Below are 17,435 nucleotides of genomic sequence, written 5' to 3'. Positions count from 1 at the left end.
CGACGCAACACCGTCGAACGCTGCTTCAACCGACTCAAGGCCTTCCGCGGCATCGCAACCAGATACGAGAAGACCGCCACCTCGTACGAGGCAGCAGTCACACTCGCGGCGCTCCTGCTCTGGGCAAGATCCGTTTGAAGACGGACCCTAGATACGTGCCGACCTCAACCTCGCCCTACTCCAACTCGCCTGCAGCATCATCTGCTTGAGACGGTCGACTTCGATATCCCGAAGCGCGGCGGCAACGCGCGCCAGGCACAGCCGCTGACTAGCACATAGATGATCGCCGCGAACACTGTCTCATCAGGCGTGTCCTGCGTTCCGCCGCCCTGCGGCCGCACCTTCGACGGTGGGATCAACGGCTCCGCGATCTCCCACAGCCCGTCCGGAACGATCCAACTCCACGTACCCCGCCTCATGACAAGCCCAACGACCGCCTCACCACATAGGACACGGTCTTACGTCCTGGTGCGTGATTGGCGTGATCTCCCCGATCGCACGCGTGATCGTGGACCGATCGACACCGAACCAGCAGGCAAGGACGTCGTGGGTGACACCGCGCCGAAGATGAACAAGGGTGGCCAGCAGCCGGTCGACGAACACCAGCTTGCACTTCGCCCCCGCACCCACGGCTCGACGGCGCGGACGGTCAGCCAGCTCGGCATCTCTTCTGGCCTGCCACACCGGCCCCAACTCGGCTACCAGATCTGCGATCACGGTCGCCGAAAGTCCCGTGGTCCGACGCTCCGACATGATCAGACTGCGTGCCTCGACCCCCACCACACACAGCCCAACGACCCAGCCCAGCCGCCGTCACCGCCAACCACGCACCAGGTCGTAAGAGGTCATCTCATCATTTGGGCGGTTGACTACGCTGTCGGTCGTGGTGGGGATCGTTGAGCGGCTGGTGCCGGACGGGTTGTGGGAATTGTTCCAGCGGGTGGTGCCGGAGGCGCCTTCGCAGCCTCAGGGCGGTGGCCGACGTCGGCATGGCGACCGGGAGGTGCTGGCTGCGATCGTGTTCGTGGCCACGTCGGGCTGTGGCAGCAGTTGCCGGCAGCGTCGTTCGGACCGTCGGGAGCGACGGCCCATCGGCGAATTGCCGAGTGGACGAAGGCGCGGGTGTAGGCCAAGCCCCACTGCCTGGTCCTTGATGAGCTCGGCTCCCGCGGCGAGTTGGACTGTCCCGCTGCGCGATCGACTCGGTGAACATGCGGGCTCTGAAAAAGGGGACCTGACAGGTCCGAATCCTATCGACCGGGGCAAGTACGGGTCGAAGATCCACTTGATCACCGAGCCGACCGGTCTGCCCCTGTCCGTCGGAATCTCCGGAGCGAACCTGCACGACAGCCAGGCTCTCCGGCATCAGCCACCGCATCGTCCGCAAGGGGATCGAGACATCGCAGCGGCTGAGCCGCCACCGCTGGACCATCGAACGCACCATGGCCTGGCTCGCCGGCTGCCGAATCGACCGACGCTACGAACGCAAAGCCGAACACTTCCTCGCCTTCACCAGCATCGCCTCCACCCTCATCTGCTACCGCCGCCTGAATATGTGAACGCACACCCGACACACCTTTGGCTGCAGCAATATGGTGCAGGTGAGCAGATCATCCGACCAGGTGCAGAAGGCAGCCCCCTCTGGCACGAACACCTCATGCCCCCTCACCGGCCGGCCTACGCCGATCTATACCGGCGAGGCGAAGCCTGATACCCGCGACGCCGCAATGTCGTGGCCACCGCCCTTAGAGGGCGTTTGAAGTAGGCAGATTGCCCTTGATGCCCTAGTAAGTTCCTCGCCAGGTGGGGGTGGTCTCGTCCGTTATGCGCCTGGCGAGGTTGTCGACCGAGGCGATGTGGATCATGGCTTCGGAGCTGGCGGTGAGGGTCTCGTAGTCGCGGGCGAGACGACGGTGCATCATGATCCAACCGATACTCCGCTCGACCACCCAGCGCCTTTTCACGACGTGAAACCCACGAGCGTCCGGGTTTCTGTTGACGACCTCGACGTCGATTCCGAGGCGGGCGCCGTGCTCGACGACGGCGTTCTTGAAGCCGGTGTCGACCCAGCTCTTGGAGATGGTCGGGTACTTCTCCTTCACCTGGTCGAGGAGGCGTTTCCTAGGGCGTTCTCCGACAGGCCGGCGGCGGTGACGGTCACGGCGAGGATGAGGCCGATCGTGTCGGTGAGGATGCCGCGCTTCCGGCCGACGATCTTCTTGGCCGCATCGGTTCCCTGGCTGGTCAGGGGCACATTGTTGGAGGTCTTCACGCTCTGCGTGTCGATCACGGAGGCGGTCGGCTCGGGCTTGCGCCCCTCCTTCACGCGAGCCAGTCCCGTCAGGTCGTAATTGAGCTGGGCGAAGATCCCTTCGTCGTGCCAGGCCGCGTAGTAGGCATATACGGTGCCGTGGTTCGGGAAGTCGTGCGGAAGGTATTTCCAGGGGATTCCCGTGCGGTTGACGTACAGAATCGCGTTGAACACGTCACGTAAATCAACCTTGGCCGGCTGCCCGGTAGGTCTGCGTTCGAGCCCGGCGTTCCGCCAGGCCGTCAAGGTCGGCTCGATCAAGGCCCATCGGGCGTCGGACAGGTCGCTGGGGTACGGCTTCCGCTGGCTCACGGCCCAGCGTGATCACGCACATGGCGGACGATGGCGTTCCGGTGTTGATCGGGCGGTTCTGCAGCTTTTTCAAACCAGACGGGCTTCCATGCTCGTTAACGAGCGAAACGGACAGCGGACCTCGCACCGAGGGAAGGCAGAAAGCTCTCATGGCTGGTGAATGCGGGCAAAGAGGGGCCTGCGGGAAAGCCGCTTACCGGAACAGGCCTATCTAAACGCCCTCTTAAAGAGCGTTTTGTCCCGACAGAAGTGCTTGGAGAGGCTTTGTGGGGTGAATTGACTTGGGATTGCTGGGGCGAATGTGGCTGAGGCGGTCTTACGTGACAGGGAGCGTTGTGTATCAGCCCGTTTCTGTGGGTTCGCTCCTGTCTGATCCCAAGGCGCCCCTGCTTGGCGCCGTTTGCGCCCTGGGGATGTGCCGCGCCCGACGGTACTACCAAAACATGACCCGACACCGCCCGTATCCCAGCGATCTGTCCGATGCACGGTGGGAACTCCTGGAACCGACTCTGTCGGCCTGGCGAGCCGAGCGGAGAGGCAAGGGTCTGGACATCGGGCGCCCACCCGAGCACGACTTGCGACGCATCATGGACGCCATCCTGTACGTCGACCGCACCGGGATCCCGTGGCGTTACCTCCCGCACGACTTCGCGCCGTGGGAAACGGTCTACGGATACTTCGCCGCATGGCAGAAGGAGGGCATCTTCGCTCGGCTCAATGGGCCTCTGCGTCGCCTCGTGCGTGAGGCGGAAGGCCGGAGTGCAGAGCCAAGCGCATGTGTACTCGACGCACAGAGCGTCAAGACCTCCGCCAACGTCCCCGCGACCGACCAAGGCATCGACGCCGGCAAGAAAATCGCAGGTCGCAAGCGCCACCTCGGTGTCGATGCCCTCGGTCTCCTCCTGGCCGTCTGGGTGACAGCGGCCAGCGTTTCCGACAACACCGGCGGCATCCACGTGCTGTCCCGCATCGCCGCCGAGAACCCACGGGTGACCAAGGCCTGAGCCGACACCGGCTACCGAACGAAGGTCATTGACCATGGCGCACGCCTCGGCATCGACGTCGAGGTCGTCCAACGCGCCCCCGGCGTTAAGGGATTCAAGGTGATCCCCCGGCGCTGGGTGGTCGAGCGGACCTTCGGGTAGCTCATGCACCACCGGCGCCTCGCCCGCGACTACGAAACCCACTCCCACGCTCCGAAGCCATAATCCACATCGCGATGATCAACCTCATGAGCCGACGGCTCACCCGCGAATCCACCCCGAACTGGCGCGACACATGAACCTCGGACCAAACACTTTCGCCAGGACAAAACGCTCTTTTAGAATGACCCACTCTCGCGAGCTGGCTCCGGGACGACAAAACGGTCGCCGAGCTGCAGATGATCGCCGGCTCTGAGAACGATCTCGTGCCGAGGTCACAACGTCACGGTTCGCTAACTGATCGTTTCAGAACGAGTTCGGTGCATGGCTTGTCCATCCCGGCCTCGTCGGACGCCTTGGGTGCGGTGGGCTTGCTGGCGAGTGCCGCCTGGATGTGGGTGGTCATGGGGGTGAGGATGTGCTGATCGCCGATTTCGTGGAAGTGGGGGGCGTGTTCGGTGATGGCGTGTTCGACGGAGTGGCGCCAGCGGACTGTGTGGGTGAGCTGCGTGATGAGCGCGGCGGGGATGTTGTGGTGTTGGTGGGGGTGGGCGGTGGTGTTGGCCAGGACCGGGATGGCTGGCTCGTTGAAGGTGATGGTTTGCAGCGCGGCGCGGAGGGCGTCGGTGGCGGGGTGCATGTAGCGTGAGTGGAAGGGGCCGCTGACGTTGAGTTTGCGTGCTGCGCGGGCGCCGTTGGCCAGCAGGAGCGGGGTGAGGCGGTCGAGTTCGGTCTCGGGGCCGGCCAGGGTGTGGCCGACGGCGGTGTTGACAGCTGCGAGGTCGATCCGCTGGAAGTCGTCTGTGGCTAGGAGTGCCTGGAGGCATTGTTCGGGGATGCCGGTGAGGGCTAGCATGCCGCCGCCGTGTATGCGGGCCATCGCGGCGGCGCGGGCGGCGACCAGCCGCAGGCCGTCGCCGAAGCTGAAGACTCCGGCTGCCTCGAGGGCGTTGTACTCGCCCAGACTGTGGCCCAGGGCGAGGTCGGGTTGCTGTCCGGTTTCCTCGTGGTGCTGACGGGCGGCGAGGGCGTTGACGACGTAGATGGCTGGCTGCGCATAGGCGGTGTCGGTGAGTGGCCGGTCAGGATCGCCCGCGCACAACTGCTCCGTGGAGTAGCCGAGGATGTCGTCGGCTTCGCGCACCAGTTCCGGGTGGCGGGTTAGCAGGTTGTGTCCCATGCCGGGATGTTGGGTGCCCTGTCCGGCGAAGAGCCAGGCCACCGGGCGGCACCTGTCCTTGGGGGGTGTCGGCCTGCTGGATGCCGACGGGGTGATGTGCGGACTACGGGTGGACGTTTGCTGGAGGGCGCGGTCGTAGGCGGCCGTCAGAGCGGGGAGGTGGTCTGCGTGGAACATGCTGAAGTGGTCGCCCGGCACGGTGGTGAGGTACAGGTCACCGGTGAGGTAGGGCCGCCAGTCGTCGACGCTGACGGTCGTGGACGGTAGTCCTGTTTGGCCGGGCGGAAGCGGCTGGGCAGCGGCCAGGAGATGGATCTGGCCGCTGTAGGGGTGGGGGCGATGGGTGCTCAGGGCCCGGGCGCTGATGCGCCAGACGTCGTAGAGGCTGCGGAGCTCCCGAACTGTGGCGGGGCTCCAGTTCGGCTGGCGCACCGCTTCAATGGCCTTCTCCGGCGTGCTGATCTGGGCGAGCGCGGGAGCAGGCTGCGGAAGTCCCAGGGTTGTTGCGAGGAGGGCTGGGAAGGTGCGAAGAAACTCCTCGTCGCTGAAGTCCCGGGCGTGGACCTGCGGGGGTAGGGTGTCGAGGAGAATGATCTTCTCGACCTGTTCGCCGGCTTGGGTGAGCAGGTGCGCCATCTCGAGTGCGACCATGCCGCCGAGTGAGTAGCCTCCGATGCGGTAGGGGCCGTGAGGGGCCACGGTGCGGATCAACGCGACATAGTGCCGCGCCATCGCCGAGATGGATGTCAGTGGTGGAGTGAGATCGGCCGGGTAGGCGATGGCATACAGCGAGCCGGGATCGGTGCTGTGCGAGGCCAAGGCGTGTGCGAAGAGCGTGGTGCCGCCCGAGGGGTGCACGAGGAAGACCTCATGGCCGGGGATTCCGTCCTTGACCAGATGCAGACTGCTTGGCGTGTCGGCCTTCGCTGGTGGCGCGGCTGTCCGTTCGGCAGCAGCCCATTCGGCCAGTAGCCGCGGAGTCCTCAGTCGGGTGAACTGGGGAAGGGTCAGCGGCAGGGCCAGTTGCCTGCACAGGCTGTCGACCAGCGAGACCGCGACGAGCGACTCGCCACCGAGGGCGAAGTAGTCGTCGTCCGGGCCGACGGAGTCGATGCCGAGACGGGCGCTGAACATCTCGGCAACGAATGAGACAAGGTCGGCGGTAGTGCTCTGCTGCTGTGGTTTGTCTTGGTTGGATTCTGGTGATGTGGTGGGTGCCTCGATCCAGTGGCGTTCCCGGTGGAATCGTATTCCTGGGATTCGGATTTTCCTGGCGTTGCTCACTTCCCCCACGAACACGGCGTGAACCGGTGTCCCATTACGCCAGGCGTGGACACGGGGATCTTCCTGGCTTTCTCCGGCGGTGAGCGCCCGCAGGCCGGTGACTGCCTCCGGCAGTGTTGTGGCGGTGACGGCAGCGCGGTGCGGCAGCGGCTCACGCCCGACAGCCAAGGAGTAGGCAAGGTCATCGAGCCGGGTGGTGGGGTTGCGCTCCAGGTGGGTGGCCAGGTCACTGGCGGTACTCGCGAGGCGCCTGTCTTCTGGGGCGGACAGCAGTAGAACGTACTCCCCGCCGGCCGGCTGCTCGGCCCTGTTTGGGACAGGAGGGGGTGCGGTGAGGATGCAGTGGGCGTTGGTGCCGCCGATCCCCAGGGACGTCACCGCGGCAGCACCAAGCGGCTGGCCAGGGCGGTGGGTGCGGGTGTGGATGGTGAACGGTGTCTCCGCCAAGCCGAGTTCGGGATTGGGCTGGGTGAAGTTGATCTGCGGGGGAATGGTCTGGTGGTGCAGGACGAGCGCGGCCTTGATCAGGCCGGTGATGCCAGCGGCGGCGTCCAGGTGGCCGACGTTCGCTTTTACGCTGCCCAGCGCGCATTCCCGTACCGGGTCGGAGGTGGTGGTGTAGGCCTGGGTCAGGGCAGCGACCTCAATGGGGTCACCGAGGAAGGTGCCTGTGCCGTGCGCCTCGACATAGCCGATGGCTGACGCCGGAACATCTGAGACAGCCAGGGCCTGCTGGATCACGTCCACCTGCCCGGACACGCTGGGGGCTGTGTATCCGGCCTTGAACGAGCCGTCGTTGTTCACGGCGGTGCCGGCGATGACGGCGTAGATATGGTCACGGTCGGCCAGTGCCTGCTCCAGGCGTTTAAGGACGACCACACCGCAACCGCTGCCCCGCAGCATGCCGGAGGCGGCAGCGTCAAACGGCCGGCAGTGCCCGTCGGCGGAGAAGGGCCCGCCCTGTTGGTAGAGGTAGCCCGCGGTCTGAGGAGTGAAAATGCTCACCCCTCCGGCCACCGCCACCTCGCATTGCCCTGACAACACGGCGGCCCTGGCCAGGTCCACCGCGACCAGGGAGCTGGAGCACCCCGATTGCACGGTCATGCTGGGGCCGCGCAGGCCGAGCCGGTAGGACACCCGGGTGGCCAAAAAATCCTTGTTGTTGCCCAGCATCACCGGATAGCTGTAGGCCTGGCCGCGATACTCCGCCGAGGACAGGACGTGGTGCAGCAGATAGGAGCTCAGACTGCTGCTGCCGAAGACACCGATGCTGCCCTGGCAGGAGGACGGCGGTGTGCTGGCATCCTCCAACGCCTTCCAGACACACTCCAGGAAGATGCGGTGCTGGGGGTCCATCAGCCGGGCCTCGGCGGGCGGGGTTCCGAAGAATGCTGTGTCGAAATCCTCGATACCTGTCAGGTCGGCGGCGAATGGCCGGTAGTTCGGGTCCTCGATGTGGTGAGTGGGCACGCCAGCGGCCTCAAGTTCCGCACGGGTGAACCGCCGCACCGCCTCGGTGCCTTCCAGTAGCAGGCGCCACAAACTGTCGACGTTGTCGGCGCCAGGGAAGCGGCCGGCCATGCCGACGATGGCCACTGCACCAGGAGCAGGCGTCGCGCCGGTCATGCGTTGTCTCCCTTCTGCTCGTTCGCCCGGGCCTGAAGGGTGCGCAGGTGGGCGCTGTAGGTACGAACGGTCGGGTAGGTGAACAGGTCGATCATCCGAAGGGGCAGACCGGGGAAGCGTTCGGTGATCTGCTGGTGGATGCGGGCGGCGTGCAGGGAGGCGCCGCCGATGTCGAAGAGCCGCTCATCCAGATCGATGGCATCGGCCATGACTACGTTCCGCCAGATCACTGCGACCTTTTCCTCCAGACCGCTGCCGGTACCTTCGCCGGTCTGGGATGCTGCGGGAGCCTTGGGGGCAGGCAGGGCGGAGTAGTCAACCTTTCCGTTTCCGGTCAGCGGGAACCGATCCAGCGCGACACATATCCGAGGCACCATGTAGGCGGGCAGATGAGCAGCGGCCAGCTCGGCCAGCTCCCCACAGGAGAGCTCCTCGCCTGGGACGGTGGTGTAGTAGGCAGCCAGGTAGGGCTGGCCGGGCTGGTCCTGGCGCCGGATGACGTGCACCCCGCTGATGCCAGGATGGGTGTGCAGGACGGCTTCGATTTCGCCGGGTTCAATGCGGTAGCCGTGCAGCTTGATCTGCTGGTCGATGCGGCCGTGAAACGCAAGCGTGCCATCCGGCAGCCACCGAACTAGATCCCCCGTCCGATACAGCAGCTCGCTTGGGTGCTCTGGGTCGGACCTGAACTGCTCGGAGGTCAGTTCTGGCCGGTTCAGGTACCCCGGTGACAGCCCCGGCCCCCCCAGATAAAGCTCCCCAGGCACCCCAAACGGCACCGGCCGCCCCTGGCCGTCCAGGACCCGCGCCCGTGTGTTGGGAGTGGGCCGGCCGATCGGGATGGCCCCGGTGATCTGATCGGCACTGGTGAGGACGTGCCAGGTGGCGTAGGTGGTGGCCTCGGTCGGGCCGTAGCCGTTGATCAGCCGCAGGCCCGGGTTGTGCTGCAGTGCTGTCATCGCATGGGCGGGGTTGAGCGTCTCGCCGCCGACCATCACGCTTTCCAGCCCTGCCAGGCAGGTGGGGGACTCCTCCATGCGGCGGTGGAACAGCGCGGTTGGCATCTGCACATGGGTGACCCGATGGCGGGTGATGAAGTCCGCCAGTTCCTGCGCTGTCATCGCCTGCGGGGGAGCGACCACCAGCCTGCCCCCGTGGATCAGTGCTCCCCAGACCTCGATGGTCGTCATATCGAAAGAAACGGAGGCGGCGTGGAGCTGCCGCGTCGAGGTGTCCAGTCGCAAATAGTCGGCACCTGTGACCAGGTCGATGATGCTGCAATGACGGATCGGCACACCCTTGGGGCGGCCGGTCGAGCCGGAGGTGTAAAGGACGTAGGCGATGTCGTTCCCGCTGGTGGTCACGGTGAGGGGCTGGGTGGGGCAGGCGGCGATCGCAGGACGGCTACGGTCGAGGAGTTCGGGCGTGAGAGTGAGGACGAGTCCGGCGTCGTCGGTCATGTAGGCCAGGCGGTCTTGGGGGTAGGCCGGGTCGAGGGGGACGTAGGCGGCTCCGGTCTTGATGATGGCCAGGAAGGCCACCACGGCGTCAGTACTGCGGGGCAGTTGCACCCCTATGTGGGTGCCGGGGTCAGCACCGCGGTCGGCAAGGTAGTGGGCAAGCTGATTGGCGCGGGCGACCAGCTGGGCGTAGGTCAGCGACGTGCCCTGACCTGTGATTGCAATCGCGTCCGGAGTCCTTTCGGCCCAGTGGTCCACCAGCTGGTGCACGCCTACTTGGTAAGGAAAGTCGCGGTCGGGGCCGTCGAAGCCGCCGCAGACCTGGGCGCGCTCGGCCGCCGGCAGGGTCTCCAGCTGCCCGACGGGTGTATCGGGCGTGGTCGTGGCGGACTGCAGCACGGTGTGAAGGTGCTCAAGGATGCGGTCAATGGTGGCGGGCTGGAACAGGTCTGTGCGGTACTCGGCGTTGATGCGCAGCCCGTCCCCGCCGTTATCGGGGATGAGGGCCAGGGTCAGGTCGTACTTGGCAATCCCCAGATCGTGGTACTCGAACGTGGCGTCAAGGTGGTTGTCGAGGGGGAAGGCGTGGGTGTAGACGTCCTCGGGAACCAGCGCGACCTGCACCAGCGGAGTCAGCGAGTCGGTTTCCAGGCCACATGCCTGCACCAGGGCAGGGAAGGGCAGCTGCTGGTGAGCGTAGGCCTCCAGCACGGTGGTTCGCACCCGGGCCAGCAGATCGGTGAACGATTCCTTGGCGTGGATGCGGGTGCGCAGCGGCAGGGTGTTGATGAAGTAGCCGACCGCTCGCTCGAGGTCGGGATGGGTGCGGCCGGAGGCAGGGGTGCCGACCACGATGTCGTCGGTTGCCGTGTAGCGGGCCAGCAACAGCCGGAAGGCGGCCAATAGCACCATGTAGCGGGTCGTTCCGGTTGCCTGGGCCAGGTCGTCGATGCGGGCGGTCAGCTCGTCGGACAGGTGGGTGCGGGCCAAAGCCCCTTGCCCGCTGGGGCGCTCGGGGCGGGGCAGGTCAGTGGGTAGCAGCAGCTGCTCGGGAACCTCGGCCAGCTGCTTACGCCAGTAGGCCACCTCTTCCTCGAAGCCGCCCTGCTCAAGCTGCTGGTGCTGCCAGACGGCGAAGTCGGCGAACTGCACCGGCAACGGCTCCAGCGCCGGCTGCTCGCCAGCGGCCAGGGCTCGGTAGAGTGCGGCAAGCTCGGTGAACAGGATGTTCGCCGACCAGCCGTCCATCGCCGCATGATGCATCGACATCACCAGCAGATGATCCTGCTCAGCCAGGTGGATCAGCTGAGCGCGCGCAGGCGGGCCCTGGGGCAGGTCGAAGGGGCGCCCGCCCCAGCGCACCGCCTGGGCCAGTGCCGCCTCCCGTTCACCGTCGTCGTCCAGGCCAGTCAGGTCGACCTCAGCCAGTACCACCTCGTCTACCGGCCGAATGCGCTGGACCAGCCGCTCACCGTCGAGGACCAGCGCGGTGCGCAGTGGCTCATGCCGGGCCACCAGCCGCTCGATGCACTGCCGCAGCACGCCCACCTGCAGTGGTCCGCGCAGCCGTAGCGGCAGGATCTCGCTGTAGACGGCGCTGCCTGGGCAGGCCTGGTCGTGGAACCACAGCCCCTGCTGCCCGGCGGTGGCCGGCAACCTTCCGTCCCGCGCCACCCGGGGAATCGGTATCGGCTTTGCCGAGCCGTCTTGCGTGGTGTGTTCGATGAGCTCGGCCAGACTGGCGATATTCCCTGTGGGCAGCAGTGCCGACAGCGGCACCTGAATCTCGAACCGCTTCCCCACCGCGGTCGCGATCCGCATCGCCGCCAGCGAATTCCCGCCCGCCGCGACAAACCCGTCGTGGACCGAGACCTCTTCCAGATCAAGGATCTCCCTCCATAGGGCGACCAACTCCTCTTCCACCGCCGACCGCGGCGCCACCACCGGACCCAATCCTGCGTCCCGCACCCGGGACGGGGTCGGCAGCGCCGCAGCGTCGACCTTGCCGTTGGCGGTCAGCGGCAGCGCCGGCAGCACCTGGAAGGCCGCCGGCACCATATACGCCGGAAGTCTGCGGGCCAGATGGGCGCGCAGTTCCTCTGTGGTCACCTGCTGGCCCTTGCTGAGAGTGATGTAGGCGGCCAGATAGGGCCGTCCGGGCCGGTCCTCCCGCCTGACCACCCTTACGCGCGCCACCGCGCCGTGGCCCCGCAGCACTGTCTCGATCTCACCGGGCTCGATACGGTGACCGTGCAGCTTGATCTGGTCATCGACCCGGCCGCAGAAGACCAGCGTGCCATCCGGCTGCCAGCGCACCAGATCCCCCGTCCGGTACAGGCGCAGCCTGGCATCCTGCGGATCCGAAACGAACCGCTCGGCGGTCAGCTCCGGCCGGTGCAGATATCCCCGCGCCAAACAAGGGCCTCCCACGAACAGCTCACCCACCTGCCCCACAGCAACCGGCCGCAAGTCAGTGTCCAGCACCCGCAACCGTGCATTGGCCGCCGGCCGCCCAATCGGCACCGGATCGGTTATCCCGTCGGCGCTTTCCAGCACGTGGTAAGTGCAGTAGACGGTGACTTCGGTGGGTCCGTAGAGGTTGATCAGCCGCAGGCCGGGATTGGCCTGGCATACCGCCGTCGCGTGGTCGGCACTGAGTGTTTCCCCGCCCACGGTTACCGTTTGCAGGCCAGCGAAGGACTCGGGAGCGTCTTCGGCTTGCCGATGGAACAAGGCGGTGGGGAGCATCGCATGGGTGATGCCCCCTTGGAGCAGGTCGGCCAGTTCTTCACTGCTCAGCGGGCCGTCCTTCGCGATGACCAGCTGGCCGCCCCGCAGCAGGGCAGACCAGATCTCTAGTACGGCGGCGTCAAAGGAGATCGATGACGCATGCAAGAAGCGGCTCGTATGGTCCACTTCCATGTAATCGGCGCACATCACCAGGTCGACAATGCTGCTGTGGTGGACTTCGATTCCTTTGGGCTTGCCAGTCGAGCCGGACGTATAGATCACATAGGCGATGCCATCGCATAGGGCGACCTCAGTAGGCGAATCGCAAGGGAGCGAGGCCGTCTCGGCGTTTTCCCGTAGAAGGTCGGGCGTTATGGTGAGCACCAGCTCGGCGTCCTCGGAAATAAAGGTCAGGCGGTCCGGCGGGTAGTTGGGGTCAAGCGGCACATATGCACACCCGGCCTTCAACACCGCCAGGAAGGACACCACTGCATCAATGCCGCGCGGCAACCACACCCCTACCCGGGAACTCGGACTAGCTCCCCGGTCCGTCAGGAAATGCGCCAGTCGGTTTGCACGTACCGAGAGTTCGGCATAGGTCAGCGACTCGCGTCCATTCGTCACCGCTACGGCATCGGGGGTCTGCTTGGCCCACTGCTCCACTAGGTCATGTACGGTCACAGCGGCCGTGAAGTCTTGAGTCTCTCCTTCCTCCATGACGGAGAAGAGAGATTCGACGGAATGCGAATTACGCAACATGTATAGCAGCCTCGAAATTCGACGAAAAGTGCCATCCGGCCGTGAATCCTTACCGGCCGCAGTCGGCAAAGGATGACGTTAACATGACATCAGAAGTCGCTCGCCACCGCGAGTAATGAATACTGAGCGACCAACTTCAGGGCACCGGGTGGGCGCATGCAAGCTACATAACCCACCAAAATATACGCCTCAACGCGCGGCATGAGTAATCAATACTCATTACCAGCGTCGTCTTTCTTTGTCGGCACTGAGTTTCTCGACGAAACGGAACGGAACGGCGAGGTAGCCAACAGCAGCTTCTCGATCACCGGTGCGGGCCGCGGTCAGGCCGCGAGTGCAGCCAGGCGGGGATCCGGGAGCGGCGGCGACGAGGGCGAGCGCGTCGCACTTGCCTAGATACATCCGCGGCATCAGCGTTCGGGGGGCTTGCGCCTGCGGGCAACCCTGCCGTGGCGACGATGGGCTTGGGGCCCCACTCAACCAACTTGTGCGGCGGTCCACTGCGGCAGGAATGTAACCAAAGAGGCTCGAGACGGAAGAGTTGAGATGTCACCCTGCCCATTCTGCTCCGATCTCCGACCACCCGGCCATCACTCCCATCGATCCTCTCGTAAAAGGCTCAGTGAGTATCCGCTACTCGTGAGTCCGAGACGCGAGCCTCGCACCTGAGAAGAAAAGACACAGCTTCAACCTGACTCGAACAGACGGCACGGCAGGAGGCGCCCCGCGACGAGCGCACATATAAGTAGCATCAATGCTCAGTCCATTCTCGCATCGGTTAATCGACGAGCCAGCGAGGCTGCAAATAGGGCCGACCGGCAGTTGTTCCCCTTTGGTCGCTGCAATTACTAAAGCCTCTCTCTTGCAGATTCAGAATAATCCACCCTCGACCGACAGTCTGGGGCAATACTTCGAGGAAACACTGGTCGAAACCATCCATCGCAGCCTCGCGGAAGCCACCGGCGGGACGCCCGCACCCATGTGGCTTGCACGCATTCTCCGCCGGACCGTGACGATCACCGCGAGTACCAGGCCGAGGTGTCTGTGACCAGGCGGCGCCTGCGACCTTTGATCTTCTTGCCAGCGTCGGTGCCCTGACCGGCCTCGGCGACATCTCGAAGTGTTCGCGCTCTGGTGTCGATCGCAGGCGGCCGATAGCGCCGCACACTCGGCGGGTCCTGCCCCGCAGTGGGCCGTGGACCTATTTGGATGGCCCGTCCGCCGCCCACTCGCTGCAGTAGTCGCAGAGGTTCTTGAACGACGGGAGGTCATGCGGCTGACATACAAGATCACGCTGACGACCCCTCATAGGCAGCGTCGCCAGGCGCCCGTTCCGGGACCGGACCGCTTCGTCCACCACAAGACGAACACAGGCTCAAACAACACCCACCGGGCATCGGACACGCCACTGCGATACGGAGGTCGAGATATCACGAGCCCAGCAACAAGCCACTGACCACCCACTTACCCGACCCGAGCACCCGTCAATTTCGTCCTCCCGAATGTTCCCGTGAGCATGAGGGCTACTAGTCCTGCCTGAGTAGCTACTACTCAGGCAGGACTTCCGATGACTCACGAGAATGGAGACGCCTCTGCGGCGCACAGCCTCCATTAGAGAGGCTGAGACCGCTGACAGCCTCGAAGAAACTAATCCTGTACATATAAGACGCCTCAAGAGGCAACACTCCACGCGAAAGGAGAATCAATTACCAGAACTCGGGAACACCCCTTCAGGTCCAGCTCTCCCAGTTGCAGGCGCGGGCACCTTTCGGTCAATTCGCGCCGCGATCGCAGTGTGTGAAATATCGAGGGATTATGGAATTTAGGAATGCATGGCTCCAGGAAATATCGCGCACGAGCATATCGGAGCGAGATCCTCTTAGGCTGGACGCATTCTTCACGCGCCTACCGGAGCTCAACTCTAAGGGGGACTCTGGAGCTATCCTCCATGAAGCCAGAAATCTTGATCTGTCGGTCTATACTGCACGGCAGGCGAATCTGGCAGACAGTATCGCAGCGATGCGTGACCTCGGAATGATGGTTTGCTCCCTAAACCGCCATGGGGTTAGCGCGCCAGGCAATATATCAGGCCTGAGCGATGCAATGCTCGGTATAGCCGAAAGAACCGGGATGATCCCCAGAGAGACGGTGCTGCACTACTGCTGGTGGAACCCCGAAGGTGATAGACAGCGAATGTTCACTGGTGCCACCGCAGAACGCAGTCTCATCTCATCCACTGCCTCGTCTCTGCCGGCCGTCGAATCTGCAGCCCGGATTACGGCCACTCTAATAGACGTTGCCCCCTCGGAACCCGGATACAGCATACTTTGTTCGGAAGCAGTGGATCAACTTGCTCGCCTATCAAATTCTGTACACCTGCCCAGCAGTGGTCTCGATGCTCGCCATTTCGCCGATGAACTTCGCCACTACTTCCTGCCGGCAGAGGTGGGCCACGGAACCTATCACTCGGCGGCTGCAGCCCAGATACCGCTCTACCTGGTGGACCAGGCGGTGTGGGGCTCTGACCAGACTGATCCCCATATCCAGCTCCTCTGGGAGGACCTCGCCCTCTACGGCCTACCTGTCTGGCGATCCTCCTTCCGGAAACTCTCACAAGCCCCTTCGCTGGTACACAGAATGGCAGCAGCGCTCCGGGGACCGTCGTCCAGTAGTTCGGTTGTCCATAACTCGGCAACCTCCCTAATGTCTCTCATCCGGACCCTGATCGAGTTCCGGGGAAGGCATCGTCGACTCGTGCGCACAGCATACGAAAGAGATTCTCGCTTTTACCATCAGGGTAGCGCCGGAGCCACCCCAGAACTCATAGACCAGCTCCTTTTCGCCACCAGGGAATGCATCGAATCAATCAAGCATGGTCCGGCGCAGAGAAGAGTCGCACATCACGCGGTCTGATCCCCGGTGCTGACGATCGCTTTGACCGCCGGGACCGAGCGCGGACTTCCGTCACGCGCGACAACGGATCGCACAGTGACCAGCATCCTGATGCTGGAACGCGTGAGCTCCTGATCTTTCCGGACAGACGGTTGGAGATGGCGGCCATCAGCCTGCTGGACCGGTACAAACATGGGTTCAGCATCGAGCTGAAGCACGCTCAGTACCCCTGGCTCAACCAATACGGAACGGGAGGGTGTTCGGTGCTGTTGTATCTGACACTATTTGCGATCGCTGTGGGAGTAGCATCTGCGGCCCTGATCTGCAAGTTCAAGGGCGCTCCAGCCTTCCGCGCCCAGGCAACCAGCGATTTCGAGGCGACAAAGGTGATGATGGCGTCGTGCCTCGAGCAGGATCTTTGCATCCTGGATGCACAGTTGAGTGCCATAAATGGCTCCCGCGGCAGCCTCCACCTGAACCAGGCCTGGACGTACCATTCAGCAGCAGTTCGCTTCGCCGGGCAGGTTCGGACCGCTGAAGGCGGTTCTGTCTGGCAACTCATCGTGTCCTGCACAGAATCCATTGCCAACGCTGCAGCGGAACTCGCTGCGGCTCGGGCAGAAACAGCTGGAAGGTCACTCCCAGCCAAGACTCCTCCCTGTCTGTTCGACCCGACTCACGGCCCCTCGACCACGCACGTGGAGTGGGCGCCGCCAAACAGCCTCCCCCGCGCCGTTCCGGTCTGCGGTACAGACGCAAAGCGCATCGCTACAGGCGCCCCACCACTGGTAAGGATGGTGCAAAGCTTCGAGGGGGTGGTTCCTTATTATGCTTGCTACGGTCTTTACACTCACTGGCTCTTAGGGTTCTTCAGTGGCTTCGACCCGTTCCTTACCGCCCGGCTCCTGAGCGGGACACCAATAGGGGCACACCTTCCGGGAGCAGCCGCCAGCGTGCGGCGCGCACCAATACCGCCGGAACTCTGCGCCGAGTTCCGACTCAGCGACTGAGAGATCCGATAAGCATTCAGGCAGACTTGGTTATTTCCATCGATTCAGTTCGCCAGGATGGCATGGATTCCCCGGTGAGCTCGCGACTCATTTAGCAATGGGCCCAGGGGCTATTTTTCCTGGCCGGTAGGGAAACGTTTGGTAGTCGCGTGCAAGCTGGCGATGGCATCAGTCAGCCCGGGGGTCCGCTCGATCGCCATCGTCCGGCCGTGGGCGATCCAGGGACGAGGGCAGGCTTGACTACGTCGACGTCGATGCCCATGCCGGCTCCGTGGTCGACGACAGTGTTCTTGAAGCCAACGTCCGCCCATACCCTTGACCACATTCAATGCGCGCTGTCGACACGGTCGAGGAGATGCTTGCTGTCGGCGCAGTCGTGGCCCGACGAGACTGTCGCGATCACCGCCGGGACGAAACCGACGGCGTCGGCGACCAGACGCCGCCTGCAAGCTTTCACCTTCTTGACCGCGTCGATGCCCTGGTCAGATTCGACACGGTACTGAACCTCTTTCATCCTGCCCCGCGGTGGGAAATGACCTGGTGGGCAGGGGCGTGACAGGACAGGACCCCTCGTCGTTGGCGTGGTGATCTCACTCATCACACCGGCGACCGAGGGGCCCTGTTGGTTCCGTATCCTTCCATGCTCGACGTCCCGTACGAGCTCGTCGAGCATGTCTCCTGGCTCATCTACGCCCGAAGGCGTGAACTGCGATCGCGCTGGCGGAAGTT

At 64.2% G+C, this 17,435-nt stretch carries 7 protein-coding genes and 5 pseudogenes; 6 read left to right on the top strand and 6 right to left on the bottom strand.

The features are described from left to right. Positions 1 to 138: transposase (locus ACF08N_RS36190; RefSeq protein ID WP_392328983.1), on the top strand; the 138-nt coding region annotated here is incomplete at its 5' end. Between the two features lie 62 nt (positions 139 to 200). Here ACF08N_RS36190 and ACF08N_RS36185 read toward each other — a convergent pair. Continuing rightward, a pseudogene (locus ACF08N_RS36185) lies at positions 201 to 419 on the bottom strand (transposase); the annotation flags it as partial. A 19-nt stretch (positions 420 to 438) separates the two neighbouring features. Further along, positions 439 to 753 carry a transposase family protein gene (locus tag ACF08N_RS36180; protein ID WP_392328982.1) on the bottom strand — a complete coding sequence of 105 codons (315 nt, stop codon included), beginning with the start codon at positions 751 to 753 and terminating at the stop codon, positions 439 to 441. Positions 754 to 874: 121 nt separating this feature from the next. Here ACF08N_RS36180 and ACF08N_RS36175 point away from each other — a divergent pair. Continuing rightward, positions 875 to 1,559: pseudogene (locus ACF08N_RS36175) on the top strand (transposase). Between the two features lie 225 nt (positions 1,560 to 1,784). Here the strand turns inward: ACF08N_RS36175 and ACF08N_RS36170 are convergent. Beyond that, positions 1,785 to 2,623 (bottom strand): annotated as a pseudogene (locus tag ACF08N_RS36170) (IS5 family transposase). Positions 2,624 to 3,066: 443 nt separating this feature from the next. Here ACF08N_RS36170 and ACF08N_RS36165 point away from each other — a divergent pair. Next, positions 3,067 to 3,905 (top strand): annotated as a pseudogene (locus ACF08N_RS36165) (IS5 family transposase). 143 nt (positions 3,906 to 4,048) lie between these two features. On the opposite strand, the gene ACF08N_RS36160 reads toward ACF08N_RS36165, so the two are convergent. Beyond that, positions 4,049 to 7,855: a beta-ketoacyl synthase N-terminal-like domain-containing protein gene (locus ACF08N_RS36160; protein ID WP_392328981.1), complete on the bottom strand. Its 3,807-nt coding sequence runs from the start codon at positions 7,853 to 7,855 to the stop codon at positions 4,049 to 4,051. Beyond that, positions 7,852 to 12,804 carry an amino acid adenylation domain-containing protein gene (locus tag ACF08N_RS36155; protein ID WP_392328980.1) on the bottom strand — a complete coding sequence of 1,651 codons (4,953 nt, stop codon included), beginning with the start codon at positions 12,802 to 12,804 and terminating at the stop codon, positions 7,852 to 7,854. Before ACF08N_RS36155 ends, ACF08N_RS36160 begins: the two co-directional genes overlap by 4 nt. 1,815 nt (positions 12,805 to 14,619) lie before the next feature. On the opposite strand from ACF08N_RS36155, the gene ACF08N_RS36150 reads away from it, so the two are divergent. Further along, positions 14,620 to 15,717 carry a monodechloroaminopyrrolnitrin synthase PrnB family protein gene (locus ACF08N_RS36150; protein ID WP_392328979.1) on the top strand — a complete coding sequence of 366 codons (1,098 nt, stop codon included), beginning with the start codon at positions 14,620 to 14,622 and terminating at the stop codon, positions 15,715 to 15,717. 137 nt (positions 15,718 to 15,854) lie between these two features. Continuing rightward, entirely contained in the window at positions 15,855 to 16,706 is an 852-nt protein-coding gene (locus ACF08N_RS36145) for a hypothetical protein (RefSeq protein WP_392328978.1), read from the top strand. 325 nt (positions 16,707 to 17,031) lie between these two features. Here ACF08N_RS36145 and ACF08N_RS36140 read toward each other — a convergent pair whose 3' ends face one another. After that, complete coding sequence (locus tag ACF08N_RS36140; RefSeq protein WP_392328977.1) at positions 17,032 to 17,220, bottom strand: hypothetical protein; 189 nt, start codon at positions 17,218 to 17,220, stop codon at positions 17,032 to 17,034. A 67-nt stretch (positions 17,221 to 17,287) separates the two neighbouring features. Between ACF08N_RS36140 and ACF08N_RS36135 the strand changes: the two are divergent. Next, positions 17,288 to 17,435: pseudogene (locus ACF08N_RS36135) on the top strand (IS5/IS1182 family transposase); the annotation flags it as partial.

Source organism: Streptomyces sp. NPDC015127 (assembly GCF_043080095.1).
In the GTDB taxonomy this organism is placed as follows: domain Bacteria; phylum Actinomycetota; class Actinomycetes; order Streptomycetales; family Streptomycetaceae; genus Streptomyces.
This window is presented reverse-complemented; position numbering and strand designations above follow the sequence as displayed.

Excerpts from the sequence above, each read along its gene's own strand:
- ACF08N_RS36180 (WP_392328982.1), bottom strand. The coding sequence starts at position 753 with ATGTCGGAGCGTCGGACCACGGGACTTTCGGCGACCGTGATCGCAGAT.
- ACF08N_RS36150 (WP_392328979.1), top strand. The coding sequence starts at position 14,620 with ATGGAATTTAGGAATGCATGGCTCCAGGAAATATCGCGCACGAGCATA.
- ACF08N_RS36145 (WP_392328978.1), top strand. The coding sequence starts at position 15,855 with ATGGCGGCCATCAGCCTGCTGGACCGGTACAAACATGGGTTCAGCATC.
- ACF08N_RS36140 (WP_392328977.1), bottom strand. The coding sequence starts at position 17,220 with ATGAAAGAGGTTCAGTACCGTGTCGAATCTGACCAGGGCATCGACGCG.
- ACF08N_RS36155 (WP_392328980.1), bottom strand. The coding sequence starts at position 12,804 with ATGTTGCGTAATTCGCATTCCGTCGAATCTCTCTTCTCCGTCATGGAG.
- ACF08N_RS36160 (WP_392328981.1), bottom strand. The coding sequence starts at position 7,855 with ATGACCGGCGCGACGCCTGCTCCTGGTGCAGTGGCCATCGTCGGCATG.